This is a genomic window from Micromonospora rubida, from assembly GCF_009908295.1.
GTDB lineage: Bacteria > Actinomycetota > Actinomycetes > Mycobacteriales > Micromonosporaceae > Micromonospora > Micromonospora rubida.
The window spans coordinates 39,501-65,779 of sequence record NZ_JAAALO010000008.1; the positions used below are offsets into that span (position 1 = coordinate 39,501).

A 26,279-nucleotide genomic window follows, 5' to 3' on the forward strand; every position below is an offset into this window, starting at 1 on the left:
CTACGCGCCGGCCGCCGTGGAGACCGACCAGTGCTGGGGGAGATCGTGAAGGTAGTGGTGACCGGAGGCGCGGGTTTCATCGGCGCCAACCTGGTCCGGGCGCTGTGCGAGGTCCCGCAGGTGACCGAGGTGGTGGCGGTCGACGACCTCTCCACCGGGGCGGTGGAGAACCTGCTCGACGTGCCGGTCCGGCTCGCGCGGGGCACCATCCTCGACCCGGACCTGCTCGACGGGGCCCTCGTCGGCGCGCAGAGCGTGGTGCACCTGGGCGCGCTGGGCTCGGTGCCCCGCTCCATCGACCGGCCGCTGCCCAGCCACCACGCGAACGCCACCGGCACCCTGATGGTGCTGGAGGCGGCCAGGCGGCACGGGGTGCCCCAGGTCGTCCTCGCGTCGTCCTCCTCGGTGTACGGGGCGAATCCCGTCCTGCCCCGGCGGGAGACGCTGCGGCCGATGCCGGTCAGCCCGTACGCCGTGTCCAAGCTGGCCGCCGAGGCGTACGCGCTGTCCTACGCGTCCTGCTACGGGCTGTCCGTGCTGCCGTTCCGCTTCTTCAACGTGTTCGGCCCCCGGCAGGCGGCGCACCACGCGTACGCCGCCGTGGTGCCCCGGTTCGTCGTGGCCGCGCTCGCCGGCCGGCCGCTGCGGGTGCACGGCGACGGCCGGCAGACCCGCGACTTCACCTACGTGGGCAGCGTGACGGCGGTGATCGTGGAGGCGGTGCTGCGCCGGGTGGCGGCGCCCGACGCGGTCAACCTGGCCTTCGGAGCCCGGGTGTCGCTGCTCGACCTCGTCGCCGAGCTGGAGGACGTGCTCGGCCGCCGGCTGCCGGTGATACACGAGCCGCCCCGCCCCGGCGACGTGCGCGACTCGCAGGCCGACTGCGGCCGGCTGCGGGAGCTGTTCCCCACGGCCCGCCCGGTGCCGCTGCGCGTCGGTCTGGAGGAGACCGTGGCCTGGATGTCCGGCCACGTGCTCGCCGGACACTAGTGCCGAACGCCCCGGCCGGACTCGTCGAGCGGGAGAAACCCCCGCCCGGGGCCCACCGGCGGGCGCCCGACCGTACCCGCCGGCTCGTCACTGGCGTCTGCACCGCCGTGCTCGGCCGGCTGGCCGGGTTCGTGGTCCCGATCGTGCTGGTCCCGGTGACGCTGCCCTACCTCGGCACCGACCTGTACGGCCTCTGGATGGCCGTGGCCGCGCTCGCCGGGATGGCCGCCTTCGCCGACCTCGGCCTGGGCAGCGGCCTGATGACCAAGCTGGCGCCCTGCCAGGCGGCCGGCGACCACGAGCTGGCCCGCCGCTACGTCTCCAGCGCCTACCTGACGCTGTCCCTGCTGGCGGTCGCCCTCTGCGGCGTCCTCTGGCTGCTCGCCGACGCGGTGCCCTGGGCGTCGGTGTTCAACACCACCGGCCAGATCGGGCCCGGGCAGGCGCGGACGATCGCCCTGACCTGCCTCACCGCGTTCGTGCTCAACGTGCCGCTCTCGCTGATCGTCCGGGTCCAGTACGCCTGCCAGCAGGTCGGCCGGAGCAACCTCTGGCAGGCCGGGGCGGGCCTGGTCGGGCTGGTGGTGGTGCTCGGCATCGTCCGGGCCGGGCTGCCACCGGTGGCGATCATCGTGGCCTCGGCGGTCGCGCCGCTGGTGGTCAACCTGCTCAACAGCCTCTGGTTCTTCTGGCGCGACGGCTCCCGGATCCGGCCCCGGCTGCGCTGCGTCGACCCGCGCGCCGCCCGCGAGCTGCTGAGCCTCAGCGGGCTGTTCTTCGTGGTGACCGTGGTGACGTCGGTCGCGACCAGCGTGGACACGCTGATCGTCGCCCACGCCCTCGGCCTGTCCGCCGTCGCCGCCTACGTGGTGCCGGCGAAGCTGCTCGCCCAGCTCGGCCAGCTCGTGGTGCTGGTGAACGTGCCGCTCTGGCCGGCCAACGGGGACGCCCTGGCCCGGGGCCAACTGGACTGGGTGCGGCGGATCACCCGCCGGATGACCGTCGTCTCGGTGCTGGCCACCCTGCTGCCCACGGTCGTCCTGGCGCTCGCCGGTCAGCGGCTCCTCGACGCCTGGCTGCCGGTGCCGATCGGGGCCGACCCGTGGCTGCTGGCCGGGCTGGGCGGCTGGTGGGTGGTGCAGGCGGCGCTCTCGCCGCGCTTCATGGTGCAGAACGCCGCCGGCGTGGTCACCCCGCAACTGGTCGGCTGGGCGGTGTTCGCCGTCCTGTCGCTGGTCGGCAAGTGGTACGGAGCTTCCTGGTTCGGGCTCTGGGCGGTCCCCTGGGTCGCGGTGGCCGGGTTCGCGCTCACCGTCGTCCCCGCCGCCCTGTACGGCTACCGCAAGGCGCTGCGCCGGGCCGGGCGTCCGGCGCCGGAATGGAGATCCGATGGACAACTGGTCGGCTGAGGAGCATCCCCGGGTGCTGGTCGTCGGCGCGGCGGGGTTCGGCCGAGCCTCGGGCACCGGGATCACCCTGTCCAACCTCTTCGCCGGTTGGCCGCGACAGCGGCTGGCCCAGCTCTACGCCGAGGACCTGGAACCCGACACGGACGTGTGCCAGCGGTTCCTGCGGCTCGACCCGCGCTCCGCGCCCGTGGAGTACCACCTGTTCCGCTGGCGGGCCCGGACCACCCGGGGGACGTCGCCGGGCGCGCGGAACGGCTCGGCCGTCACCGGGGTCGGCGGAGTCTCAGCCGGCGGGGCTGGGGCCGGCGGGGCGGGTGTCGAGCCGGGGCCGCTGCGGGCCCGGATGCGGGCCGAGCTGCGGGCGTTCGTCGACCTCAGCCCGCTGCGGGTGCCCGCCGACGCGCGCCGGTGGCTGCGGGAGCAGCGACCGCAGGTGGTCTACGCGACGCTGGGCAGCATCCGGCAGATGCGGCTGGCCGTGCTGGCGGCCCGGGAGTGCGGGGTGCCGCTGGTGCCGCACTTCATGGACGACTGGCCCAGCACCCTGTACGCCGACCGGCAGACGCTCGGCGTCGCCCGGCGCGCGGTGCTCGCCGGGGTCCGGGAGGTGGTCCGGCACTCGTCGTACGGCCTGGGGATCAGCGATCCGATGGCGCGGGAGTACCAGCGCCGCTACGGGCTGCCCTTCGCGGCCTTCGGCAACTGCGTCGACCCGACGGACTTCGCCGACCGGCCGGGCCCCGCCCGGCCCGCCGCCGACGGGGCGGTGCTGGACCTCGTCTACGTGGGCGGGTTGCATCTGGACCGCTGGCGGTCACTGCGCCGGGTCGGCGAGGCTGTCGGCCGGCTCGCCGCCGACGGCCTGCGGGCCCGGCTGACCGTGCACGCGCCCCCGCAGGACCTGGCCCGGTACGGCGAGCGGCTCGGGCTGCCCGGCGTCCGGCTGGGCGGGTCGGTGGCCAGTGACGAGGTCGCCGCGGTGCTGCGCCGCGCCGACGTCCTGGTGCACGTCGAGTCGTTCGCCGAGGAGCACCGCCACTACACCCGGTACTCGCTGTCCACCAAGATCCCCCAGTATCTCGCCGCCGGCCGCCCGGTGCTCGGCTTCGGCCCGGCGGAACTGGCCTCGATGGCCCACCTGGACGCGGCCGGGGCCGGTGCGGTGGTCGGCGTGGACGATCCCGCCCGGCTGGCCCGGGAGGTCGCCCGGCTCTGCGGGGATCCCGCGCTGCGCGAGCGGCTGGGCCGGCAGGGGCTGGACTTCGCCGTCCGCCACCACCGGGCGGACCAGGTGGCCGCCCGGTTCGCCGAGACCCTGGCGCGGGCCGCCCGCCGGCCGGTCGGCCCCACACCGGAGCCCCGCCACACTCCGGCCGGGGCCAGGGTCGGCCCGGGCTGAGGGTCGGCCCGGGGTGAGGATGGGCCGGGGTGAGGATGGGCCGGGGTGAGGGTGAGCCCGGGCCGGGGAGCGGCCAAGGCGGGTCGGTTCCGGTCAAGACCGACTGAGCGGGGCCCGAGGGGCGGTTCAGCCCTGGCTCACCCGGTGGCCGGGACCTCGGCTGCCGGCCGCAGGCAACGCGCTCGGTGCTGCGGTGTCGCCGGGGCGCGGAGCGTGGGCAGCACGGTCAGCATGGCCAGGGCCAGCCAGGCGGCCGGTGACGCCTCCCACTGGCCGGTGAGCCAGATCGGCAGCATCAGCGCGGTGAAGCCGCAGGCCAGCAGTCGGCCGACCGGCGTCGCCCGGGCGGTCGCGACCAGGGCGGCGGCGAGCGTGCCGAAGTAGAGCAGCACGCCGATCAGCCCCAGGTCGTTGCCGACGGTCAACAGCAGGTTGTGCGGGCCGACGCCGTACGGGTTGGTCGCGATGAGCACCCCCGGCCCGGAGCCGGTGAGCAGGTGCTCCGACCAGGTGGTGACGGCGTAGGGCCAGAGCCACAGCCGCCCGGAGATGTCGCCGGTGGCCCGGCCGTACATGCCGTCGAGCCAGGTCATCGTCCAGCTCGGGGTCCTGCCGAGCGGCACCAGGAAGAGCAGCGCGGGCCCGAGCACGCCGAGGAAGGGCACCGTCAGCCGGGGCCAGAACCGGGCCGCCAGCAGGGCGATCACGCCGAGCAGCACCCCGATCGCGGCGCCCCGGGACCCGGTGAGCAGCACGGCCCAGAGCAGCAGCGCCCCGGCGGCCGGCGGCACGAGCCGCCACCGCCGGTGACGTGCCACGGCCGTGGTCAGGATCGCGGCGACCACGATCCCGGCGACCAGCGTGTAGGCGGTGAGATTCACCTCCCGGCCCTCGATGCCGAACCGGTGGGCCACGTCGAGCACCTGCCCCCGCGAGCGGAGGTCCTCGGCGGCGCCGGTGAGCACCTCCTGGGCGACGACCACGCACCCGGCGAGGAACGTCCCGGCCACCAGCAGCAGGTCCCGCCGGGTGCGCAGCACGTGCCGGCAGGCCACGAAGAGCAGGCAGACCGTCGCGTACCGGTAGGCGCCCGCCGCCGTGAGGTCCGGCCGGTCCGACCAGAAGCTGGTGTTGTACGCCCAGCCCGCGGTCGCTGCCGCCAGGGCGTCGGCCCAGCGCGGCCGGGGCAGCCGGCCGCTGAGCAGCAGTGCCAGCACGGCCATCGGGGCCAGCCAGTTGAACGACCACCACGGCGGGCGGGCCGCCCAGAACGCGATCCAGCAGAGCAGGACGACGCTGGGCAGGCCGGTCGGCCACGCGCGGAGCAGCCACCCGGCGGGCTCGCCCGCCCGACGACGCCGCCCCGGTCCCGGTCCCGGTCCCGCCGGACGGTCGGCTCCCCGCGACTGCCGCGCCCCGGCGGAGGTACGCGGGCCGAGTCGAGGTGGCGAGGTGGTCATCGGAGCGTGCACCGCCCGGGGGCGGCCACGGTCGGGCTCGCGCCGGCCGGGCGGCACCGGGCCGGGTGCGGTGGTCGAACTGGCGGCATGGTGCTCCTTCGCTGACGGACCGCGCCGCCGCCCCGGTCGACCACTCTGCTGTGGAGCGTGACGGAACCGGCCGGGACCGCATGGTCCGCGCCCTTTGTACCAGTTGTGACGTGCCGAGGTGAGGGAATCGGCGCGAACCGCCGTCGGTTGGCCGACCCACGGCAGGCCCGCCAACGGGGGCCGGGAGGGTAGTTCCCTCCGTCTTATCCGCTTGAGAGTATTTCGAGGATATGGCCCGAAACGCGTATCTGCGCGTGTGGGGCCGTCGTTGACCCGGGTGCCGCACCGGAGCCAGGTCAGGTCCGGGCGGTCGCCCGCGCGGCCGGCGGATCGCCGCAGCACGGGCGGGCGGAACGGGGAAAGCCGTCCGCCGGCCGTGACGAACGGGAGAGGCTATGGCTTTCACGACCTCGGGCCGCCGGGTGCTCATCACCGGCGGCACCGGTTCCTTCGGACAGACCATGACGCGCCGCCTGCTGTCCCAGGACGTGGGCGAGGTGCGCATCCTCAGCCGCGACGAGGCCAAACAGGACGCGATGCGCCGAGCACTGGGCGACGAGCGGGTCCGCTACCACGTCGGCGACGTCCGGGACCGGGACACGGTCGAACGGGCGACCCGCGAGGTCGACTTCGTCTTCCACGCGGCGGCGCTGAAACAGGTGCCGTCCTGTGAGTTCTTCCCGCTGGAGGCGGTGCGCACCAACGTCCTCGGCAGCGCCAACGTGGTCGAGGCCGCCGCGCGCAACGGGGTCGGCTCCGTGGTGGTGCTCAGCACCGACAAGGCGGTCTACCCGGTCAACGCGATGGGCATGAGCAAGGCCCTGATGGAGAAGGTGGCCCAGGCCCACGCCCGCAACGACCCGCGCAGCGCCACCACGGTCTCCTGCGTGCGGTACGGCAACGTGATGTACTCGCGCGGCTCGGTCATCCCGCTCTTCGTCGAGCAGGTCAAGGCCGGCCGGCCGCTGACCGTCACCGACCCGACGATGACCCGGTTCCTGATGTCGCTGACCGACTCGGTCGACCTGGTCGAGCACGCCTTCCACCACGCGCAGCCCGGCGACGTCTTCATCCGCAAGGCGGCCGCCGGGACCATCGCGGACCTCGCCGAGGCCGTCTGCCGGCTGTTCGACGTGCCGTGCAAACTCGACGTCATCGGCGTGCGGCACAGCGAGAAGTGGCACGAGACGCTGGCCAGCCGGGAGGAGCTGGCCCAGGCCGACGACTTCGGGGAGTTCTTCCGGGTGCCGATCGACGGGCGGGACCTGAACTACGCGCTGTACGTCTCCGAGGGCGAGCTGGGCGAGGTTCCCCGGGAGGACTTCAACTCGGCCAACGCGCCCCGGCTCGGCGTACCGGAGATCATGGAGCTGCTGCGCGGCCTGCCGGAGATCCGCGCGGAGCTGGCCCTGCGGGAGCCGGTGCCGGCGTGTTGAGGCTGGCCGTCACCGGCGCCGGTGGCTTCCTCGGCTGGCACGTCCGGACGCTGCTGCGCGCGCTGGGCCGACCGGAGCCCGTCGTCGTCACCCGGGCGGACCTGACCGACCCGGACGCCGTCGCCACGAAGCTCTCCGGGGTCGACCGGGTGCTGCACCTGGCCGGCGTGAACCGGGGCGACCCCGCCCAGGTGGCTGCCGGTAACGTTCAGCTCGCCGCGCAGCTCGCGCACGGGCTGCGGCGCTGCACCGTTCCGCCGGAGGTGGTCTTCGCCAACTCGGTCCAGGCCGGCAACGGCACCCCGTACGGCGACGCGAAGGCCACCGCGGCGGGGATCCTGGCCGGCGCCGGCGCCGCCCTCGACGACGTGCTGCTGCCCAACCTGTACGGCGAGCACGGCCGGCCCCTCTACAACTCCGTGGTCGCCACCTTCTGCCGGCTGCTCGCCTCCGGCGACACGCCGCAGGTGCAGCTCGACCGGGACATGGAGCTGGTGCACGTCACCGATGCCGCCGCCCGGCTCGTCGGCGTGCCGGCCGGCGGGTCCTGGGACCCGGACATGCCGGCGCTACGGATCGGGGTGGGCGAGCTGGCGCACCGGCTGACCGGCTTCGCCGACGCCTACCGCCGGGCGGAGGTCCCGCCGCTGCGCGACCGGCACGATGTGCGGCTGTTCAACACCTACCGCTCGCACGTCTTCCCGTCCGGCGTGCCGATGCCGCTGCCCCGGCGCTCGGACGCCCGGGGCGAGCTGGTGGAGACGGTCAAGGTGCACGACGGCGGCGGCCAGACCTTCTGCTCGGGCACCCACCCCGGGGTGACCCGGGGGGAGCACTTCCACCTCGCCAAGATCGAGCGCTTCGTCGTGCTGCGCGGCTCGGCGGAGATCGCCCTGCGCCGGATCGGCCACGACGACGTCGTCCGGTTCGCGGTCGCCGGGGACGAGCCGGTCGCCGTGGACATGCCGACGATGTGGGCGCACCGGATCACCAACACCGGGCCCGGTGAGCTGGTCACCCTGTTCTGGACCAACGAGATCTTCGACCCGGCCCGACCCGACACGTACCCGGAGCCGGTCGACCTGCCGGCCCTGGTGCCGAGCGCGGTGGTCGCCGGATGAGGATCGGCCTGGTCAGCCAGTGGTACCCGCCGGAGGGCGCCTTCATCCAGGACAATCTCGCCGCGGAACTCGTCGCGCGCGGGCACGAGGTCAAGGTGCTCACCTCCTTCCCGAGCTACCCGTACGGCCAGGTCTACCCCGGCTACCGGCAGCGGTGGTACGACTGCGTCCGCACGGGCGGGCTGACCGTGCGCCGGGTGCCGTCGTACCCCAGCCACGACCGGTCGCCGGTGCGCCGGGCGGCCAGCTACCTGTCCTTCGCGGCGACGAGCGCGGTCGCCGCGGCGCGCTACCTCGCCGACGTCGACGTGACGTACGTCTACCATCCTCCGCCGACGTCCGTCGCCGCGGCCGTCGTCGGCCGGCTGCTGCGCGGCACGCCGGCCGTGCTGCACGTGCAGGACCCGTGGCCGGAGTCGGTGCTGCACTCCGGGATGGCGCCGCAGGGGCACGCGGGTCGGCTGCTCGACGGGGCGATCGCCGGGGCCATGCGCCGGATCTACCGGTCGGTCACGGCCATCGCGGTGATCTCGCCGGCGATGGCCGAACTGGTCATCGAGCGGGGCGCGGACCCGGACCAGGTGCGGGTGGTCTGGAACTGGACCGACGACCGGCTGTTCCGTCCGGTGCCCGCCACCGACGCGGCCCGCGCCGCCATCGGCCACACCGGACGCTGCACGATCATGTTCGCCGGGAACCTGGGTCTGCTCCAGGGGATCGAGACGGCGGTCCGGGCCGCCGCCGCGACCCGCGACCTCGTCGACCTGGTGCTGGTCGGCTCGGGGGTGCAGGAGGAGAGCGCCCGCCGGCTCGCCGCCGACCTCGGCGCCCACAACGTCCGGTTCCTCGACCGCCGCCCGCCGGAGCGGATGGCCGAGCTGTACGCCGTGGCCGAGTACCAGCTCATCTGCCTGCGGGACGCGGCCGGCCTGCGGGGGACCGTCCCGTCGAAGCTCCAGGCGGCGCTGGCCTGCGGCCGTTCGGTGATCGTCTCGGCGGGCGGCGACGCCGCCCGGCTGGTCCGCTCGGCCCGGGTCGGACTCACCTGCCCGCCGGAGGACTGGCGGGCGCTCGCCGACCGGTTCGCCACCGCGGCGGCCCAGCCCGCCGCCGAGCGGCGGGCGACGGGCGATCGCGCCCGCCAGGTGTACCTGGACCGCATGTCGCTGCGGGTGGGAGTCGACCAGTTGGAGGACATCATGATCAAGGCTGCGGACCGGGGGAGGCGTCGATGACGCGCGTCATGACGGTGGTCGGGACCCGACCCGAGATCATCCGGCTGTCCCGGGTCATCGCCCGGCTCGACCGGACGGTCGACCACGTGCTGGTGCACACCGGGCAGAACTGGGACCCGACCCTGTCCGACGTCTTCTTCACCGAGCTGCGGCTGCGCCAGCCCGACCGCTACCTCGGGGTGGACACCACCTCGCTGGGCAGCGTGCTCGGCGGCGTGCTGACCGGGGTGGAACGGGCGATCGAGGACCTGCGGCCGGACGCCCTGCTGGTGCTCGGCGACACGAACAGCTGCATCGCCGCGCTGATCGCCCGGCGGATGCGGGTGCCCGTCTACCACATGGAGGCCGGGAACCGCTGCTTCGACCTCAACGTGCCGGAGGAGACGAACCGGCGGGTGGTCGACCACGTGGCCGACTTCAACCTGGTCTACACCGAGCACGCCCGACGCAACCTGCTGGCCGAGGGGCTGCACCCCCGGCGGATCCTGCACACCGGGTCGCCGATGCGGGAGGTGCTGGAGCACTACCGTGCCGAGATCGACAAGTCCGGCGTCCTGGAGCAGCTCGGGCTGGCCCCCGGCGGCTACTTCCTGGTCAGCGCCCACCGGGAGGAGAACGTCGACGACGCCCCCCGGCTGGCCCGGCTCCTGGACTGCCTGCGGGCGGTCCGGGAGCACTGGGACCTGCCGGTGCTCGTCTCCACCCACCCCCGCACCCGCAAGCGGCTGGCCGCCCTGGCGCCCGACCCGGCCGACCTGGCCGGCATCACGTTCCACGAGCCGTTCGGCCTGTTCGACTACGTACGCCTCCAGGCGCAGGCCCGCTGCACCCTGTCCGACAGCGGCACGATCAGCGAGGAGGCGGCGATCGTCGGCTTCCCCGCGGTGACGCTGCGCAACTCGATCGAACGCCCGGAGGCCCTGGACAGCGGCGGCATCCTGCTGACCGAGCTCGACCCGGACGCGGTCCGCGAGGCGGTGACGGTCGCCATCTCCCAGGTGGCGTCCGCAGGAGTGCCCTGCCCGGCGGACTACCAGGTCACCGACACCTCCCGCCGGGTCGTCAGCTTCATCCTCTCCACGGTGCGGCTGCACCACGGTTGGGCCGGCATCCGGCGCTGACCGGCCCGACCGCGCCGGCGCCGGGCCGGGGGCGGGGGCGGGGGCGGGTCAGCGCCCGCCGGCCCGGTAGGCGGGGAAGAACCCGCCGTCGCGCAGGTCGGTGACCGGGCAGCCCAGGCGCTGGGCGCGGGCGGCGGTCAGCGCCGCGTACCGGTCCCGGTCGAGCACCACCGCGCCCGTCCACCAGGGGACGAGGGCGCCGCCGAACGACGTCTTGAAGCGGAGCAGCCCGTCGTCGCCGCGCACCCCGCCGCCGAGGTGCACCCGACTGCAGCCGGTCTCGGCGGCCCACTCCAGGATGCGCCAGACCAGCAGGTTGTTGGCGCCGTCGCGGGCGGCGGCCGGCTCCGAGCCGGCGAGGTGGTAGTGCGCCCGGTCCCGGTGCCGCAGCACGAGCGCCGCCGCGACGACCTCCCCGTCGGCGTCGCGGACGGAGACGAGCAGCAGGTCCTTGTCCAGCCCCGACGACAGCAGCCGGTAGTACCTGTCGGGGAACAGGTAGTGCTCGGCGCTGCCGATGCGGCGCATGGTCCGCTCGTACACCCGCCGGAACGGCGCGGCGGCGGTGAGGTCGAGGGCCGTGGCCGGCCGCAGCTCGGCGGTCAGCCCGACGTTTCCCGCCTTGCGGACGGCGGTGCGGGCCCGGCCCGCCATCGCCTCCCACACCCGGCGCGGGCCCGCGTCCACGGCGACGGCCACGGTCTCGCCGTGCTGCGCCAGCCGCACCGCCCCGAGTGCCCGGACGGCCGCCACCGGCGCGGGGTCCAGCGGCGAGAAGCGGAGGAAGAGGCTCACCATGCCCTGGTCGCGCCAGCCGGCCACGGCCCGGGCCCAGAACCGGGCCAGGTCGCTGGGCGGGCAGCCGGGTTCGACGTGCAGGCCGCAGTAGCCGTACGGGCTGACCCCGTCGGTCGCCCCGTCGGCGACGGCCCGCAGCACGTACGGGAGTTGGATCCGCCGCCCCAGCCGGGCGCTGTGCCAGGCGCCGCCCTGCGCCGCCGCGTCCGCCGTCCCGTAGCCGGCGGTGAAGTAGACGTCGGGACAGTCGGCGTCGAGCCGGCCGGCCTGCGGGCCCGGCCCGGTCAGGGCGAAGTCGCCCGTCACCGGCGGTCCAGGAACCGTTCGACCGCCCCGCACACGCGGTCGATCTGCCGCTCGTCGAGCGCGGACCCGCTGGGCAGGATGAGACCGGTGTCGAAGAGGCGCTCGGCTGTGCCGGTGACCGACGCGGGCGCGTCGGCGTAGACCGGTTGCAGGTGCATCGGCTTGAACACCGGCCGGGTCTCGATCTCGTCGAGGGCGAGCGCGGCGGCGAGGTCCGCCGCCCGCCAGCCCGCCCGGGCGGGGTCCACGACCACCGTGGACATCCAGCAGTTGCCGCCGCCGTCGTCGTCGCCGAGCAGGCGTACGCCGGGCACCGTGGCGAACAGCTTCGCGTACCGCTCCCGCAGCAGCCGCCGCCGGACCAGCATGCCGTCCAGGCGGTGCAGCTGGCCGCGACCGATCGCGGCGAGCAGGTTGCTGGGGCGGTAGTTGTACCCGACCTCGGTGTGTTCGTAGTGCACCACCGGCTGGCGGGCCTGCGCGGCCAGGTATCGGCAGCGCGCGACGAACGCCTCGTCGTCGGAGAGCAGCATCCCGCCGCTCGACGTGGTCATGATCTTGTTGTGCTGGAAGGAGAGGACGGCGGCGCGGCCGAACGAGCCGGCCGGGCGGCCCCGGTGGGTCGCGCCCAGGGACTCGGCCGCGTCCTCGATCACGGGCACCCCGGCGGCGGCGCACACCGGCAGCAGCGAGGTGTAGTCCGCGCAGGTGCCGAAGAGGTCCACGGACATGACCGCCCCGACCGGCGTCCCCGCCGCCCGCAGCCGGGCCAGCAGCGCGGCCAGCAGCGGCACGTCGAGGTTCCCGGTCTCCTCGTCGCAGTCCACGAACACCGGCCGGGCGCCGGTGTACGCGACGGCGTTCGCGGTGGCCGCGAAGGTCAGCGTCGGGACGATCACCACCTGCCCGGGGCCGACGCCGAGGCCGAGCATGGCCAGGTGCAGGGCGGCCGTTCCGGAGCTGGTCGCCAGCGCGGCCCGGGTGCCGACCCGCTCGGCGGTCGCGTGTTCGAGCGCGGTGATGTCCGGGCCGAACGGACCGACCTGCCGCGCCCGGAACGCGGCGAGCAGGTAGGCCTCCTCCACCGGCCCGAGGTCGGGCGGGGAGAGGTAGACCGGGTCGGCGGTCATGACGCCACGGCCCCGGCCGTGCTGGGCGGAAGGTCGGTACTGCCCTGCGGAATACGGGAGGAATCCACGTTTTCTCCGTCTCTCGCCTGGACCACGTCACATCGGTCAGAACCGTTCTACCAAACGGCAGACCGGCGACCGTCGCTTTCACGTATCGGGCGTGGTCGCGCGGGTCGGGCCCGGCGGGCCGGAGGTGTGTCGGCGGACGGTGGAGTGCTGCCGGCTGCGCGGGGCCAAGCGCGCGGGTACGTCTGCCAGAGCCGTTGGACGTCAGCGCTGGTGACCGTGTCTCATGCACCCTGATCACGGAAAAGCCCTTGGTAGATATTCTTTCCTGGACAGGAAGAACATCTACCAAGGGCTGTTTCCATGATCGATCGGGCCCGGAGTGGGGGCGGCGCTCCTCGTCAAACCGAGTCGGGGTTGATTCCTCTTGCGCTGCGTCAGACGCCGCAGGCCAGCGTCGTCGTTGACGTCTTGGACGCGCCGGTGGCGGCGTTGTAGATCGCGCCCTTGAAAGTCTGGCTGCCCGTGCCGGAGCACGTGTGGCTGGTGGAGCGGCTCGTGTTGCCGCTGAAGCTGACGTAGTTCAGTAACTGCCAGCTCGCCCCGTTCCAGACGTAGAGCTGCGTCTCCCAGCCGGACGAAGCGCCGCAGCCTGCGGTGGTGCCCGTGGTGACCGCCTTGCCGCCGCTCTTGACCGGCGTCGAGATGGTCCAACTGCACGCTGCCTGAGCGGCCTGGACAAAGGCTGTCGACGCCCCGGCCCCCAGCGCGCACGCCGTCGCTACCACGGCCCCCCGGTACCACAATCCGCGTATCATGATCGATTTCCTTCCGACAGATGTTCCAGTCTTCGGACGACGTCTGAACAGGGGTGCGACGCATGAGCACAAGACTCATTCGGCCGGAGTCCTACGAGCGTGCCCGCCGGCGTCACCTCCGCGGAGGGTGAAACTAGTTGTTGTTACGCCACCAGGACGACCAGCCGGAACAGCCCCAAGCGCCGCATGCCCGGAACCGCACCCGGCTGCCCTTGTCGCCGAACTTGTGGGTCGTGCCGTCCTCATAGAAGTCGTAGTTGCACACGCCCCATTCGCCCTCGCCCTCGAGGTTCTGGCAGTCGTCGCTGCGGTAGGCGTGCCAGGCCCCGCCGTAGTAGAGCTGGTTCTCCCACATTCCGATGGCGGCATAGGGGGTGTCGAAGTCATAAACCCAGATCTGGTCCCCGTAGGCGCGGAAACAAGCTTGAGCCGGGGGCGGCGAATTCGAGTAGGGGCCCGGTGCGTACAAGCAGTCCGTCACATCAGGCGGCGATCCGGCCGGATCCGCGATAGTCGCTGCTGCCGGCGTACCGGCAAGCAACACGAAGAGGGCCACTAGAGCCACAACGAAAGCGGGGCGCTTTGCTTTTACTGACATGAGGCGAGTCAAGCAATCCCGCCCGCCCCGAACAAGGCATCACGGCGTACGAGACTGTACGGAACCGTCCCGAACAGCCGTAGACGCTCACGGATGCAGCGGCCACCACGGCGGCCAGTTCGGCTCAGCGTCGTCGTCCCGGTCGGCCAGGCGGGCAGCGCCGAGGCTGGCCGCGACGGTGGCAGCGACTGCTCCGGTGGGCGGCAACCGTCGGTTCGGTCGCCGGAAGCCGGCGGCGGCACCTCGTCGTTCCCGCCCGTCGGCTCCGGTTCTCGTACCCGATGCCACCGGCTCGCCGCTGGTCTGCCGACCGGGCAGCGACCGGTCACCAGTCGTCGCCGGCCGCCAGCCGCCGGGTGAGCAGGTCGCGCAGCGGGAACGACTCGCCGTCCCGGCCGCCCTCGCCGACGATCAGGGGCGCGGGGACGGGCGGCGGGTCGGCACCGAGGAGCCGGGCCCGCAGGCCCGCCGGGACGGTCAGCAGGTACCACCGCCCGGCGGTGTCCACCGCGCGAGAACGGGCCCGGTCGACGTACCAGCCGGTGAGCCGGGTGCGGTACCGGCCCTGGCCCGTGTACGGCACGGCGGCCAGTCGGGTGGTGCGCAGCCCGCGCCGGGTCGCCTCGGCCGTGAACCAGGCCACGATCTGTGCCGCCTCGGCGCGTTCGGCCGCCCGTCGCCGCTCGTCCGCCTCGGCGTGCGCGCGCACCGCCCGCCGCTGCCGCTCCCGCCACTGGACGTCGTCGTCGCCACCCATGCCGGCGACGGTACGCGCCGCGCCCGCCGCCCGCGCGGGCGGCGGGCACCGGGACGGACCCCGCTGCGACCGGTCAGGCCAGGCCGGCCCGGCGCAGCGCGTCGGCCATCGGCCCGTCGGCGGGCGGGGGAGTGCCGCCGCCCCGGCCCGGCCGCTGCTGCGAGCCGCCGCGCCCCTGGCCGTCCCCACGGGGACCGCCCCGCCCCTGGCCGCCCCCGGACTGCTTCCCCTGGCCGTCGCCGGACTGCCTGCCCTGGCCGTCGCCGGACTGCCCGCCCCGGCGACCCCCGGACTGCCCGCCTCGGCCGCCGCCGGACTGCTCCCCCCGACCGCCGCCGGAGGGCTCGCCCCGGCCGCCGCCGCGCTCGCGTCGCCCGTCGTCCGGGCCGCGCCGGCCCGCCTCGGTCTCGTCCTCCAGCCGCAGCGTCAGCGAGATCCGCTTGCGCGGCACGTCGACGTCGAGCACCTTGACCCGGACCACGTCGCCCGACTTCACCACGTCGCGCGGGTCCTTGACGAAGGTCCGGGACATCGCCGACACGTGCACCAGGCCGTCCTGGTGCACGCCGACGTCGACGAACGCGCCGAACGCCGCCACGTTGGTGACCACGCCCTCCAGCAGCATGCCGGGGGTCAGGTCGCCGATCTTCTCCACGCCCTCGACGAACGTCGCGGTCCGGAACTCCGGCCGTGGGTCCCGCCCGGGCTTCTCCAGCTCGGCCAGGATGTCGGTGACGGTGGGCAGGCCGAACGTGTCGTCGACGAAGTCGGTGGCCCGCAGGCCGCGCAGGATGCCGCTCTGCCCGATCAGCGAGCGCAGGTCCTGGCCCGTGCTGGTGAGGATCCGCCGCACCACCGGGTACGCCTCCGGGTGCACGCTGGAGGAGTCCAGCGGGTCGTCGCCACCGGGGATGCGCAGGAAGCCGGCGCACTGCTCGAACGCCTTGGGGCCGAGCCGGGCCACCTTCTTCAGCGCCGCCCGGGAGCGGAACGGGCCGTTGGCGTCCCGGTGCAGCACGATGTTCTCCGCCAGCCCCGCGCCGATGCCGGAGACCCGGGTCAGCAGCGGCGCGGAGGCGGTGTTGACGTCCACGCCGACGGCGTTCACGCAGTCCTCGACCACGGCGTCCAGCGACCGGGAGAGCTTCACCTCGGACAGGTCGTGCTGGTACTGCCCGACGCCGATCGAGCGCGGGTCGATCTTGACCAGCTCGGCGAGCGGGTCCTGGAGCCGGCGGGCGATGGAGACCGCGCCGCGCAGCGAGACGTCCAGCTCGGGCAGCTCCTGCGAGGCGTACGCGGAGGCGGAGTAGACCGAAGCGCCGGCCTCGGAGACCACCACCTTGGTCAGCGTCAGCTCCGGGTGCCGCTTGATCAGGTCACCGGCGAGCTTGTCGGTCTCCCGGCTGGCGGTGCCGTTGCCGATGGCGATCAGCTCGACGCCGTGCGCCCCGGCCAGCCGGGCCAGGGTGCCGATCGAGGCGTCCCACTGCCGGCGCGGCTCGTGCGGGTAGATCGTGTCGGTGGCCACCACCTTGCCGGTGGCGTCGACCACCGCGACCTTGACCCCGGTGCGCAGGCCCGGGTCCAGGCCCATGGTCGGCCGGGTGCCGGCGGGGGCGGCGAGCAGCAGGTCGCGCAGGTTGATGGCGAAGACCCGCACGGCCTCCTCCTCGGCCGCCTGCCACAGCCGCATCCGCAGGTCGGCGCCGAGGTGGATGAGGATCCGGGTGCGCCAGGCCCAGCGCACCGTGTCGGCCAGCCACCGGTCGGCGGGCCGGCCGTGGTCGGTGACCCCGAACCGGCCGGCGATCGCCGCCTCGTACCGGCTCGGGCCGGTCGGCGCGGCGTCGGGGTCGCCCTCGGTCTCCGGGGCCATCGTCAGGTCGAGCACGCCCTCCTTCTCGCCCCGGAGCATCGCCAGGATCCGGTGCGAGGGCAGCTTCGGGTACGGCTCGGCGAAGTCGAAGTAGTCGGCGAACTTCGCCCCGGCCGGCTCCTGGCCGTCGCGTACCCGGGAGACCAGCCGCCCCCGTGACCACATCTGCTCGCGCAGCGTGCCGATCAGGTCGGCGTCCTCGGCGAAGCGCTCGATGAGGATGGCCCGCGCGCCGTCCAGCGCGGCGGCGGCGTCGGCCACCCCCCGCTCGGCGTCGACGAACCCGGCGGCCCGCTCCCGAGGCTCCTGCCCCGGATCGGCCAGCAGCGCCTCGGCCAGGGGCTCCAACCCGGCCTCGCGGGCGATCTGCGCCCGGGTCCGCCGCTTCGGCTTGTACGGCAGGTAGATGTCCTCCAGCCGGGACTTCGAGTCGGCCGCCATGATCTGCGCTTCCAGGGCCTCGTCGAGCTTGCCCTGGCCACGGATGGACTCCAGCACCGCGGCGCGGCGCTCGTCCAGCTCACGCAGGTAGCGCAGCCGCTCCTCCAGGGTGCGCAGCTGGACGTCGTCGAGCAGGCCGGTGGCCTCCTTGCGGTAGCGGGCGATGAACGGCACGGTGGAGCCGCCGTCGAGCAGCTCCACGGCCGCCCGTACCTGTCGTTCGGCGACGCCGAGCTCGTCGGCTATCCGCTGGTGCACAGACTGGGTCACGATCTGATCCGCCTTCTGGGTGGGTTCCGCCCTGCATTGTGCCGGCAGCCCCTGACGGGACGCGCCGCACCCGCCGGTCGGCCCGCCGCACGCTGGTCACCGCGCTGGTCACCGCGCCGGTCACCGCGCCGGTCACCGGGATGACCCGAGCCGCCGGCTGCGCTAGCGTGGCGATCATGGAACCTCCCGCTGACCCGCGAGCGCGTCGGCTCTTCGGCGGCAGCGCCCGGGCCCTCGGCGACCTCGCCGGCAGCCCGTTCCGGGCCGACCGGGACCGGATCGTGGCCTCGCCCTTCTTCACCCGGCTGGGCGGGGTCACCCAGGTGATCAGCCCCGGCGGTTCCGGGCTGCTCGTGCACAACCGGCTCACCCACAGCCTCAAGGTGGCCCAGGTGGCCCGGGCGATCGCCGAGCGGCTCACCGCCGACGACCGCTGGCGGGGCCTGCTGGAGAAGCTGGGCGGCTGCGACCCGGACGTGGTGGAGGCCGCCGCGCTCGCCCACGACCTCGGCCACCCGCCGTTCGGGCACCTCGGGGAGCGGGTGCTCGACCGGCTGGCCCGGCACCGGCTCGGCCTGGCCGACGGGTTCGAGGGCAACGCGCAGTCGTACCGGATCGTCACCAGCACCGAGATCCGGGGCGCGGCGACCACCGGCCTCGACCTGACCGCGGCGGTCCGGGCGGCCCTGCTGAAGTACCCGTGGACCCGGCTGGACCACCCGGACCCGCACCCCCGGCACCTCGCCCCGCCGCCCCGGGGCGCCGCCGCCCCGCCCGACGACCCGGACAGCGGCTCGGCCAAGTTCGGCGCGTACCGCACGGAGCTGGTCGACCTGCGGCAGGCCCGGGAGCCGTTCGCCGGGCGGATCGCCGACTGGCAGCAGACCGTGGAGGCGTCGGTGATGGACACCGCCGACGACATCGCGTACGCCATCCACGACGTGGAGGACTTCTACCGGGTCGGGGTGCTCCAGCAGGGTGCCGTGGCCGCCGAGCTGACGGCCTGGCAGCGGGAGAACGGGCACTTCCGGGCGGTCACCGAGCCGGCCCTGGCCGGGGCGGCCCGGCGGCCCGGGGCGGCGATCGAGCGGCTGCGCCGGCAACTGCACCGCAAGGACGCCTGGATCGCCGACGACGAGGCGTTCGCCGCCGCCGTCGAGCACGTACGCGAGGAACTGGTCGAGGGGCTGCTGACCATGCCGTTCGACGGCTCGATCGAGGCGGAGCAGTACGTGGCGCGGTTCTCCGCCCGGTGGACCACCCGGTTCGTCGACGCCATCACCGTGACCGAGGCCCCGTCGGTGCGCTCCGGGCACGTGCTGCTCGCCCCGGCGCAGTGGCACGAGGTGCAGGTGCTCAAGTTCGTCCACCACCGGTTCGTGCTGGCGAGGCCGGACCTCGCCCTGCACCAGCGCGGCCAGGCCCGGCTGCTGGGCACCCTCGTCGAGGCGCTGTGGGAGTGGCTGCTCGACCCGGAGGAGGAGTCCCGGCTGCCGCGCCGGCTGCACGACCTGGTCGAGCTGGCCGAGGCGGAGCTGCACCCGCGCACCCCGGACCGGGTCGGCCGGGCCCGGGGGCGGGCGATCATCGACTTCGTCGCGCAGCTCACCGACGGCCAGGCGGTGGCGATGCTGGACGCCCTCTCCGGCCGCTCCGGAGCGCTGTGGACGGACGCCTTCGTGCTGTGACGACGGCCCGGACGGTGCGGCGCGGACGGTGCGAGGCAGCGCGGCGTGGACGGGGCGGCCTGGGTGTTCAGGCGATCGACTGCCACCAGCCGTCGACCGCGGGCGGGTCGTCGACCACCACCCGCTCGCCGGGGCGGGGCACGGCCAGCCGCACGTCGCGGGCCTTCGCCTCGGCCCAGATCCGGTCCACCGGCTCCGACCAGTCGTGCAAAGCCAGGTTGAACGTCGCCCAGTGCACCGGGACGAGCAGCCCGCCGCGCAGGTCGAGGTGGGCCGACACGGCCTCCTCCGGGAACATGTGGATGCCCGGCCACGCCCGGTCGTACGCGCCGATCTGCATCAGCGTGACGTCGAACGGGCCGTGCTCGGCGCCGATCTCGGCGTACCCGTCGAAGTAGCCGGAGTCGCCGGTGTAGAAGAGGCGGCGGTGCGCGCCGGCCACCACCCACGAGCTCCACAGCGTGCCGTCGCGGCGCAGCCCCCGGCCGGAGAAGTGCTGGGCGGCGGTGGCGGTGATCGTCAGCGGCCCCACCCGGTGGCTCTCCGACCAGTCCAGCTCGACGATCCGGTGCTCCGGCACGCCCCAGCGGTCCAGGTGGGCGCCGACGCCCAGCGGCACCAGGAACGGCGCCGACTGCCCGGCCAGCAGCGCCCGCACGGTGGCCATGTCGAGGTGGTCGTAGTGGTCGTGGGAGATCAGGATCGCGTCCACGGCGGGCAGCTCGTCGAGGCCGACCGGTGGCTCGTGCAGCCGCCGCGGCCCGACCACCGCCGACGGCGAGCACCGGTCGCTCCACACCGGGTCGATCAGCACCCGGTGCCCCTCGATCTCGATCAGCGCCGAGGGGTGGCCGTACCCGACGACGTTGAGCTCGCGCTCGGTCGCGGCGGGCGCGGCGGCCGGCCGCCGCAGCGGGACGGCGGCGGCCGGCCGCCGCTTCTGCTTGCCGAAGATCAGCTCGCGGACCAGGTTGCGGTCGGACGCGCCGGACATCGTGCGGGTGCTCGGCCGGTTGTGGAAGGTGCCGTCGCGGAACTGCGGCGACCGGGCCGCCCGTGCGGCGCGCGCCCCGGTCAGCCGCCCGCCCAGCGCCGCCGGAACGTCCCGCGCCACCCAGGCCAGGCCGGCGAGCGCGGCCAGCCCGGCCGCGCCGCGCAGCCGCCGCCCGAGCGCCCGCGCAACGGCCCGTTCCGCTGGTTCCCCCATTGTCGTGCGCCCCCTCCGCCGGTGTCCCGCCAGTACACGGTAGTCCGCCGCCGTGCCCGCGCGCCAAGCGCCGGTCGGCTCGGCCGCGCGGGTGCTCGGGGCCTGGTCAGCCGCCGTTGCTCGGCCGCCGCACGCTCGGCCGGTGGATGGTGCCGACGCCGGTCAGCCCGTCGATGGTGGTCAGGAAGCTGCGCCCCATCCGGGCCCGGGCCTGCACCGCCGGGTGGGTCGCGCCGAAGTTGCCCGCGTCGGCCTGCCCGTCGGCGAACAGGGCGTACGTCAGCACCGCCGCGCCGGCGGCGTCGAAGATCACCCCGGCCTCGTGCCGGGCGTCGTCGAACCAGCCCGCCTTGGTGGCGATCCGGGCCCGCTGCGCGGAGGACATCTCCCGCCGGATGCCGTCGGTGAACGCGACGGGGGAGCGCAGCAGCCCGAGCAGGAACGCCGTCGAGGACGCCGACAGCAGCGTGCCGGCGACCAGCGCCCGCAGCAGGTTGTGCGTCTCCCGGGGGGTGCTGGTGCCGAGGAAGAACCGGTTCGGGTTGGCCACCGGCTGCACCTGCGTGTTCGGGAAGCCCTTCGTCACCAGGATCTGGTTCAGCTCGGCCGCCGGGCAGACCAGGCCGCAGAGCCGGACGGCGGTGTCGTCGGAGACGGTGAGCAGGTTCGCCAGCACGTGCCCCAGGGTGACGCTGCTCGGGTACGCGCCGTCCAGGCTGAAGATCCCGTCCCCGCCGGGCACCACGATCGACGCCGTCACGTCGACCTGCTGGGCGAGCGTGAGCAGCCCCCGGTCGACCTTGTCCAGCACCGCCGTGGCCACCGCGATCTTGTTAACGCTGTAGGCCTCGATCTGGGTGTCGGCCTCGTCGGCGACGGCCACCAGCGGGGCGGCGGACGAGTTGGCGACGGTCACGTACGCCTGCCAGTTGCCACCGGCCAGGGTCGACTCCAGGGCGTACCGGGCAGCCACCCAGCTCGCGGCCTCGGTCGGGTTGGCCGCCGACCGGGGGCGCATGGCGGCGGCGGAGGCCGGCGTGCCGGCGCCGAGCACCGTGCCGGCGGTGGCCACCGTGCCGAGCCCCAGCGCAGCCCTGCGGTTCACCCTGATCGTCATTCGTCTCCCCCGTCGGCGGTTGTGGATCATCCGTTCCACCGCCACCCTAGGGGAAGAGATCGATTCCGGTGGCCCCGGAAACCGGTCATCGGGGCCGGCGACCGACGACGCCGTGGCCACCGCCGTACGGGTCACGGCGCGAGCACGACCTTGACGCAGCCGTCCTCCTTCTTCTGGAACATCTCGTACGCCTGCGCCGCCTGCGCCAGCGGCACCCGGTGGGTCCGCAGGTCCGCCACGCCCAGCGGATCGCCGTCGCCGGAGAGCAGCGGCATGATCTCGTCGGTCCACCGGCGCACGTGGCACTGACCCATCCGCACCTGGACGCCCCGGTCGAACATCTCCATCAGCGGCATCGGGTCGACCTCCCCGCCGTACACCCCGGAGATCGACACCGTTCCGCCCCGGCGGACCGCCCGCAGCGCGGCGTGCAGCACGGTCAGCCGGTCCACGCCCGCCCGGTCGGTCATGGTCCGGGCCAGCTTGTCCGGCAGTATCCCGGCTGCGGCCTGGGCCACCTTGCCCGAGGTGGAGCCGTGCGCCTCCATGCCGACCGCGTCGATCACCGCGTCCGGTCCGCGTCCGTCGACCAGGTCGATCAGCGCGTCGGGCACGTTGTCGAGCCGGCTGACGTCGAGCGTCTCGATGCCGTGCCGGCGGGCCATCTCCAGCCGCTCCGGCACCAGGTCCAGCCCGATCACCCGGTCGGCGCCGAGGTGCCGGCCGATCCGGGCGCAGAGCTGCCCCACCGGGCCCAGCCCGAACACCGCGAGGGTGCCGCCGGGCGGGGTGTCGGCGTACTTCACCGCCTGCCAGGCGGTGGGCAGGATGTCGGACAGGTACAGCCAGCGCTCGTCCGGGCCGGTCGCCGGGACCTTGATCGGCCCGAACTGGGCGTGCGGCACCCGCAGGTACTCGGCCTGCCCGCCGGGCACCGAGCCGTACAGCGAGGTGTAGCCGAACAGGGCGGCGCCCTTGCCTTCCGAGGTCACCTGGGTGGTCTCGCACTGGGCGTAGAGCTGCCGGTCGCACATCCAGCAGGAGCCGCAGGAGATGTTGAACGGGACCACCACCCGGTCGCCCGGCTTGAGTCGGGTCACCCCGGACCCGACCTCCTCGACGATCCCCATCGGCTCGTGGCCCAGCACGTCGCCGGGCTTCAGGTACGGCCCGAGCACCTCGTACAGGTGCAGGTCGGAGCCGCAGATGGCGGTGGAGGTGATCCGGACGATCGCGTCGGTCGGCTCCTCGATGCGCGGGTCCGGCACCTCCTCGACCCGGACGTCCCGTTTGCCCTGCCAGGTCAGTGCCTTCATGTCGTCATCGTCTCCTCGTCGGTGCCGCCCCTACGGAACTGCTACCCGCGTCGGGGCCGTTGAACCGGAGGCATGGGCGCCGGTGGCTCGCGCCCAGACCCCCATCCCCACCCCCACCCCACCTCCCCTGCGCGCACTTTCACGGAATGTGTGGCATCGACGCGCGCTATGGCCCCGCATTCCGTGAAAGTGCGCGCACCGGGACCACGCGGGGAGGGGGAGGTCCGTCGGCCGACCGCCGGCCCTCGGTGGGGCGCGGCGGTCGGGTGCGGTGCTGCGGGTCAGGAGCCCGGGGTGCCGCCGCCCTTGGCGGTCGCCGTGAGGTAGTCGCGGTTGAGTCGGCCGATGGTGTTCAGCGGGATGCCCTTCGGGCAGACCACCGTGCACTCGCCGGCGTTGGTGCAGCCGCCGAAGCCGGCCTCGTCGTGCGCGTCCACCATCCCGATCACCCGGGTGTACCGCTCGGGCTGGCCCTGCGGCAACAGCGAGAGCTGGGTGAGCTTGGCGGCGGTGAAGAGCATGCCGGAGCCGTTCGGGCAGGCCGCCACGCAGGCCCCGCAGCCGATGCAGGCGGCGGACTCGAAGGCGGCGTCCGCGTCGGCCTTGGCCACGGGCGTGGCGTGCGCGTCGGGGGCGCTGCCGGTCGGCGCGGTGATGTACCCGCCGGCGGCGATGATCTTGTCGAAGGCGCCCCGGTTGACCACCAGGTCCTTGATGACCGGGAAGGCGCGGGCCCGCCACGGCTCGATGTCGATCGTCTCGCCGTCGGAGAACTGCCGCATGTGCAGCTGGCACGCGGTGGTGCCGCGCTGCGGCCCGTGCGCGTCGCCGTTGATCATCAGGCCGCACATGCCGCAGATGCCCTCGCGGCAGTCGTGGTCGAACGCCACCGGCTCCTCGCCGGAGAGGGTCAGCCGCTCGTTGAGCACGTCGAGCATCTCCAGGAACGACATGTCGGGGGAGACGTCGTCGACCTGGTAGGTGACCATCCGACCCTTGTCCTCGGGGCCGGGCTGGCGCCAGATGCGCAGGGTCAGGTTCACTTGTAGCTCCGCTGCGTCGGGTGCACGTATTCGAACTTCAGGTCTTCCTTGTGCAGCACGGCCGGCTCACCGGTGCCGGTGTACTCCCAGGCCGCCACGTAGGCGAACCGGTCGTCGTCGCGCTGCGCCTCGCCGTCCGGGGTCTGGTGCTCGGCCCGGAAGTGACCGCCGCAGGACTCCTCGCGGTGCAGGGCGTCGACGCACATCAGCTCGGCCAGCTCGAAGAAGTCGGCCACCCGGCCGGCCTTCTCCAGTGACTGGTTGAGCCCCTCGCCGTCGCCGGGCACCCGGACCCGCTGCCAGAACTGCTCGCGTAGCGCCCGGATCTCGTCGATCGCCTTGCGCAGCCCGGCCTCGCTGCGCTCCATCCCGCAGTGCTCCCACATGAGCTGGCCCAGCTCGCGGTGGAACGAGTCGACCGTCCGGTCGCCGTCGACCGCCAGCAGCCGCCGGATCCGGTCCTCCACGTCGGCGCGGGCCTCGACCGCCGCCGGGTGGCTCGCGTCGACCTTCTCCAGCGGCCCGGACGCCAGGTAGTTGGCGATCGTGCTGGGCAGCACGAAGTAGCCGTCGGCCAGGCCCTGCATCAGCGCCGAGGCGCCGAGCCGGTTCGCGCCGTGGTCGGAGAAGTTCGCCTCGCCGATCACGAACAGCCCGGGGATGGTCGACTGGAGGTCGTAGTCGACCCAGAGGCCGCCCATCGTGTAGTGCACGGCGGGGTAGATCCGCATCGGGACCTGGTACGGGTCCTCGCCGGTGATCCGCTCGTACATCTCGAAGAGGTTGCCGTACTTGGCCTCGATGGCCTTGCGGCCGAGTCGGTCGATCGCGTCGGCGAAGTCGAGGTAGACGCCGAGCTTGGTCGGCCCGACGCCCCGGCCGGAGTCGCAGACGTTCTTCGCGGCCCGGGAGGCGATGTCCCGGGGCACCAGGTTGCCGAAGGCGGGGTAGATCCGCTCCAGGTAGTAGTCCCGCTCGTCCTCGGGGATGTCCCGGGGCGCGCGGTCGTCGCCGGTGGCCTTCGGCACCCACACCCGACCGTCGTTGCGCAGCGACTCGCTCATCAGCGTCAGCTTCGACTGGTGGTCGCCGGAGACGGGGATGCAGGTCGGGTGGATCTGGGTGTAGCAGGGGTTGGCGAAGTAGGCGCCCTTGCGGTGCGCCCGCCAGGTCGCGGTGACGTTGCAGCCCTTGGCGTTGGTGGAGAGGAAGAAGACGTTGCCGTACCCGCCGGAGGCGAGCACCACCGCGTCGGCCATCTCGGTGCTGATCTCGCCGGTGACCAGGTCCCGGACCACAATGCCCCGGGCCCGGCCGTCGACGACGACCAGCTCCAGCATCTCGTGCCGGGCGTTCATCTCGACGTTGCCCAAGCCGATCTGCCGCTCCAGCGCCTGGTACGCACCGAGCAGCAGCTGCTGGCCCGTCTGGCCCCGGGCGTAGAAGGTGCGCTGCACCTGCGCGCCGCCGAACGACCGGGTGTCGAGCAGGCCGCCGTACTCGCGGGCGAACGGCACGCCCTGGGCGACGCACTGGTCGATGATGTTGACCGACACCTCGGCCAGCCGGTGCACGTTCGACTCCCGGGAGCGGAAGTCGCCGCCCTTCACGGTGTCGTAGAACAGCCGGTGCACCGAGTCGCCGTCGTTGCGGTAGTTCTTGGCGGCGTTGATTCCGCCCTGCGCGGCGATCGAGTGGGCCCGGCGCGGGCTGTCCTGGTAGCAGTACGACCTGACCCGGTAGCCCTGCTCGGCCAGCGTGGCGGCGGCCGACCCGCCGGCCAGGCCGGTGCCCACCACGATCACCGTCATCTTGCGGCGGTTGGCCGGGTTGACCAGCTTGGCCTCGAACCGGCGGGTGTCCCAGCGGGCCTCGACCGGCCCGCTGGGAGCCTTTGTGTCGGCGATCGGGTCGCCCTCGGTGAACAGATCCATGGTCAGGCCACCAATCCGGTGAGTACGGCGAACGGGACCGCCAGGTAGCCGGCGCAGAGCGCGACGGCGAAGACGAGTGCGGCGGCACGCGCCCGGCGCTCGCCTCTCGGCGTCTGCTGGCCGAGGCTGCGGAACGCGCTGAACGCGCCGTGGCGCAGGTGGAAGCCGAGCGCCACGATCGCCAGGGTGTAGAAGAGCGTGACGTACCAGCGCTCCGGCGCGAAGTCGGCGACCACGTTGCCGTACGGGTTGCTGGAATCGCCCTGGGGGTTCAGGTGACCGGTGGTCAGGTCCAGGATGTGGTAGATCACGAAGAGCAGGATGATCACCCCACCCCAGCGCATGGTGCGGGCCGCGTAGCTGCCCCGGACCGGCTTGCGGTGGGCGTACCGCACCGGGCGGGCGGCGCGGGCGCGCAGGGCGAGCACCGTGGCGGCGGCGATGTGGCCCAGCACGGCCACCAGCAGCGCTATGCGCTGGATCCACAGGAACCAGGTCGACGGGAGCAGGGGCGTGCCGACGTCGCGCAGCCAGTGCCCGTAGTGGTCGAACGCGGTCTCGCCGGTGAAGATCTTCAGGTTGCCGAGCATGTGGGCGATCAGGAACAGCATGAGGAGGATGCCCGTCACCGCCATGACGGCCTTCAGGCCGACGTTGGAGCGGATGGGCGACCGAGATTTCGTGATTACCACTCGACCGACGCTAGGAGC

At 73.8% G+C, this 26,279-nt stretch carries 21 protein-coding genes; 8 read left to right on the forward strand and 13 right to left on the reverse strand.

The window, feature by feature from the left end; all coding sequences use genetic code 11:
• The first annotated feature begins 30 nt into the window (after nucleotides 1-30).
• From GVV04_RS25185 to GVV04_RS25195, 3 genes are read left to right on the forward strand one after another with little or no spacing between them, the layout of a single operon-like run.
• Nucleotides 31-990 carry an NAD-dependent epimerase/dehydratase family protein gene (locus GVV04_RS25185; RefSeq protein ID WP_328822568.1) on the forward strand — a complete coding sequence of 320 codons (960 nt, stop codon included), beginning with the start codon at nucleotides 31-33 and terminating at the stop codon, nucleotides 988-990.
• Nucleotides 990-2,399, forward strand: a complete 1,410-nt coding sequence (locus GVV04_RS25190; protein ID WP_161691134.1) for a lipopolysaccharide biosynthesis protein — start codon at nucleotides 990-992, stop codon at nucleotides 2,397-2,399. Before GVV04_RS25185 ends, GVV04_RS25190 begins: the two co-directional genes overlap by 1 nt.
• Nucleotides 2,380-3,798 (forward strand): glycosyltransferase family protein, encoded by a 1,419-nt coding sequence (locus tag GVV04_RS25195; protein ID WP_161691136.1) that lies wholly within the window; start codon nucleotides 2,380-2,382, stop codon nucleotides 3,796-3,798. The genes GVV04_RS25190 and GVV04_RS25195 overlap by 20 nt, the downstream gene beginning before the upstream one ends.
• Nucleotides 3,799-3,935: 137 nt before the next feature.
• Here GVV04_RS25195 and GVV04_RS25200 read toward each other — a convergent pair whose 3' ends face one another.
• Nucleotides 3,936-5,258 carry an O-antigen ligase family protein gene (locus GVV04_RS25200; RefSeq protein ID WP_161691138.1) on the reverse strand — a complete coding sequence of 441 codons (1,323 nt, stop codon included), beginning with the start codon at nucleotides 5,256-5,258 and terminating at the stop codon, nucleotides 3,936-3,938.
• Nucleotides 5,259-5,743: 485 nt separating this feature from the next.
• Between GVV04_RS25200 and GVV04_RS25205 the strand changes: the two genes are divergently transcribed.
• From GVV04_RS25205 to wecB, 4 genes are read left to right on the forward strand one after another with little or no spacing between them, the layout of a single operon-like run.
• Complete coding sequence (locus GVV04_RS25205; protein ID WP_161691140.1) at nucleotides 5,744-6,784, forward strand: SDR family NAD(P)-dependent oxidoreductase; 1,041 nt, start codon at nucleotides 5,744-5,746, stop codon at nucleotides 6,782-6,784.
• A complete protein-coding gene (locus tag GVV04_RS25210; protein ID WP_161691142.1) occupies nucleotides 6,778-7,905 on the forward strand; it encodes a polysaccharide biosynthesis C-terminal domain-containing protein in 1,128 nt (375 codons plus the stop codon). The genes GVV04_RS25205 and GVV04_RS25210 overlap by 7 nt, the downstream gene beginning before the upstream one ends.
• Nucleotides 7,902-9,140 (forward strand): glycosyltransferase family 4 protein, encoded by a 1,239-nt coding sequence (locus GVV04_RS25215; RefSeq protein ID WP_161691144.1) that lies wholly within the window; start codon nucleotides 7,902-7,904, stop codon nucleotides 9,138-9,140. Before GVV04_RS25210 ends, GVV04_RS25215 begins: the two co-directional genes overlap by 4 nt.
• Nucleotides 9,137-10,261, forward strand: a complete 1,125-nt coding sequence (gene wecB, locus GVV04_RS25220) for a non-hydrolyzing UDP-N-acetylglucosamine 2-epimerase (RefSeq protein ID WP_161691146.1) — start codon at nucleotides 9,137-9,139, stop codon at nucleotides 10,259-10,261. Before GVV04_RS25215 ends, wecB begins: the two co-directional genes overlap by 4 nt.
• Before the next feature lie 48 nt (nucleotides 10,262-10,309).
• On the opposite strand, the gene GVV04_RS34555 is transcribed toward wecB, so the two are convergent.
• The 6 genes from GVV04_RS34555 to GVV04_RS25250 all read right to left on the reverse strand — a co-directional run bounded on the left by GVV04_RS34555 (nucleotide 10,310) and on the right by GVV04_RS25250 (nucleotide 17,264).
• Nucleotides 10,310-11,365, reverse strand: coding sequence for a GNAT family N-acetyltransferase (locus tag GVV04_RS34555; RefSeq protein ID WP_161691148.1), 1,056 nt, complete (start codon nucleotides 11,363-11,365; stop codon nucleotides 10,310-10,312).
• The gene (locus GVV04_RS25230; RefSeq protein WP_161691150.1) at nucleotides 11,362-12,495 is read right to left on the reverse strand and encodes a DegT/DnrJ/EryC1/StrS family aminotransferase; all 1,134 of its coding nucleotides are present in this window, start codon (nucleotides 12,493-12,495) and stop codon (nucleotides 11,362-11,364) included. The genes GVV04_RS34555 and GVV04_RS25230 overlap by 4 nt, the downstream gene beginning before the upstream one ends.
• A 443-nt stretch (nucleotides 12,496-12,938) precedes the next feature.
• Complete coding sequence (locus tag GVV04_RS25235; protein WP_161691152.1) at nucleotides 12,939-13,319, reverse strand: hypothetical protein; 381 nt, start codon at nucleotides 13,317-13,319, stop codon at nucleotides 12,939-12,941.
• A 133-nt stretch (nucleotides 13,320-13,452) separates the two neighbouring features.
• Entirely contained in the window at nucleotides 13,453-13,917 is a 465-nt protein-coding gene (locus tag GVV04_RS25240) for a hypothetical protein (protein ID WP_161691154.1), read from the reverse strand.
• A 325-nt stretch (nucleotides 13,918-14,242) separates the two neighbouring features.
• Entirely contained in the window at nucleotides 14,243-14,674 is a 432-nt protein-coding gene (locus tag GVV04_RS25245) for a hypothetical protein (protein ID WP_161691156.1), read from the reverse strand.
• A gap of 73 nt (nucleotides 14,675-14,747) precedes the next feature.
• Nucleotides 14,748-17,264: a Tex family protein gene (locus GVV04_RS25250; RefSeq protein ID WP_161691158.1), complete on the reverse strand. Its 2,517-nt coding sequence runs from the start codon at nucleotides 17,262-17,264 to the stop codon at nucleotides 14,748-14,750.
• 176 nt (nucleotides 17,265-17,440) lie between these two features.
• Here GVV04_RS25250 and GVV04_RS25255 point away from each other — a divergent pair, with 176 nt between their 5' ends.
• Nucleotides 17,441-18,952, forward strand: a complete 1,512-nt coding sequence (locus GVV04_RS25255; RefSeq protein WP_161691160.1) for a deoxyguanosinetriphosphate triphosphohydrolase family protein — start codon at nucleotides 17,441-17,443, stop codon at nucleotides 18,950-18,952.
• A gap of 67 nt (nucleotides 18,953-19,019) precedes the next feature.
• Here GVV04_RS25255 and GVV04_RS25260 read toward each other — a convergent pair whose 3' ends face one another.
• From GVV04_RS25260 to GVV04_RS25285, 6 genes are all read right to left on the reverse strand, one after another.
• The gene (locus GVV04_RS25260; protein ID WP_161691162.1) at nucleotides 19,020-20,159 is read right to left on the reverse strand and encodes an MBL fold metallo-hydrolase; all 1,140 of its coding nucleotides are present in this window, start codon (nucleotides 20,157-20,159) and stop codon (nucleotides 19,020-19,022) included.
• A gap of 106 nt (nucleotides 20,160-20,265) precedes the next feature.
• Nucleotides 20,266-21,276, reverse strand: coding sequence for a serine hydrolase (locus GVV04_RS25265; RefSeq protein WP_161691164.1), 1,011 nt, complete (start codon nucleotides 21,274-21,276; stop codon nucleotides 20,266-20,268).
• A 131-nt stretch (nucleotides 21,277-21,407) separates the two neighbouring features.
• Nucleotides 21,408-22,592, reverse strand: coding sequence for a zinc-dependent alcohol dehydrogenase (locus tag GVV04_RS25270; protein WP_161691165.1), 1,185 nt, complete (start codon nucleotides 22,590-22,592; stop codon nucleotides 21,408-21,410).
• Nucleotides 22,593-22,873: 281 nt separating this feature from the next.
• Nucleotides 22,874-23,635 carry a succinate dehydrogenase/fumarate reductase iron-sulfur subunit gene (locus tag GVV04_RS25275; protein WP_161691167.1) on the reverse strand — a complete coding sequence of 254 codons (762 nt, stop codon included), beginning with the start codon at nucleotides 23,633-23,635 and terminating at the stop codon, nucleotides 22,874-22,876.
• Nucleotides 23,632-25,569 (reverse strand): fumarate reductase/succinate dehydrogenase flavoprotein subunit, encoded by a 1,938-nt coding sequence (locus GVV04_RS25280; RefSeq protein ID WP_161691169.1) that lies wholly within the window; start codon nucleotides 25,567-25,569, stop codon nucleotides 23,632-23,634. The genes GVV04_RS25275 and GVV04_RS25280 overlap by 4 nt, the downstream gene beginning before the upstream one ends.
• Before the next feature lie 2 nt (nucleotides 25,570-25,571).
• Entirely contained in the window at nucleotides 25,572-26,255 is a 684-nt protein-coding gene (locus GVV04_RS25285; RefSeq protein WP_161691582.1) for a succinate dehydrogenase cytochrome b subunit, read from the reverse strand.
• Nucleotides 26,256-26,279: the final 24 nt, after the last annotated feature.

Excerpts from the sequence above, each read along its gene's own strand:
- GVV04_RS25235 (WP_161691152.1), bottom strand. The coding sequence starts at position 13,319 with ATGATACGCGGATTGTGGTACCGGGGGGCCGTGGTAGCGACGGCGTGC.
- GVV04_RS25200 (WP_161691138.1), bottom strand. The coding sequence starts at position 5,258 with ATGACCACCTCGCCACCTCGACTCGGCCCGCGTACCTCCGCCGGGGCG.
- GVV04_RS25255 (WP_161691160.1), top strand. The coding sequence starts at position 17,441 with ATGGAACCTCCCGCTGACCCGCGAGCGCGTCGGCTCTTCGGCGGCAGC.
- GVV04_RS25260 (WP_161691162.1), bottom strand. The coding sequence starts at position 20,159 with ATGGGGGAACCAGCGGAACGGGCCGTTGCGCGGGCGCTCGGGCGGCGG.
- GVV04_RS25230 (WP_161691150.1), bottom strand. The coding sequence starts at position 12,495 with ATGACCGCCGACCCGGTCTACCTCTCCCCGCCCGACCTCGGGCCGGTG.
- GVV04_RS25215 (WP_161691144.1), top strand. The coding sequence starts at position 7,902 with ATGAGGATCGGCCTGGTCAGCCAGTGGTACCCGCCGGAGGGCGCCTTC.
- wecB (WP_161691146.1), top strand. The coding sequence starts at position 9,137 with ATGACGCGCGTCATGACGGTGGTCGGGACCCGACCCGAGATCATCCGG.
- GVV04_RS25265 (WP_161691164.1), bottom strand. The coding sequence starts at position 21,276 with ATGACGATCAGGGTGAACCGCAGGGCTGCGCTGGGGCTCGGCACGGTG.
- GVV04_RS25270 (WP_161691165.1), bottom strand. The coding sequence starts at position 22,592 with ATGAAGGCACTGACCTGGCAGGGCAAACGGGACGTCCGGGTCGAGGAG.
- GVV04_RS25240 (WP_161691154.1), bottom strand. The coding sequence starts at position 13,917 with ATGTCAGTAAAAGCAAAGCGCCCCGCTTTCGTTGTGGCTCTAGTGGCC.
- GVV04_RS25280 (WP_161691169.1), bottom strand. The coding sequence starts at position 25,569 with ATGGATCTGTTCACCGAGGGCGACCCGATCGCCGACACAAAGGCTCCC.
- GVV04_RS25245 (WP_161691156.1), bottom strand. The coding sequence starts at position 14,674 with ATGGGTGGCGACGACGACGTCCAGTGGCGGGAGCGGCAGCGGCGGGCG.
- GVV04_RS25195 (WP_161691136.1), top strand. The coding sequence starts at position 2,380 with ATGGACAACTGGTCGGCTGAGGAGCATCCCCGGGTGCTGGTCGTCGGC.
- GVV04_RS25205 (WP_161691140.1), top strand. The coding sequence starts at position 5,744 with ATGGCTTTCACGACCTCGGGCCGCCGGGTGCTCATCACCGGCGGCACC.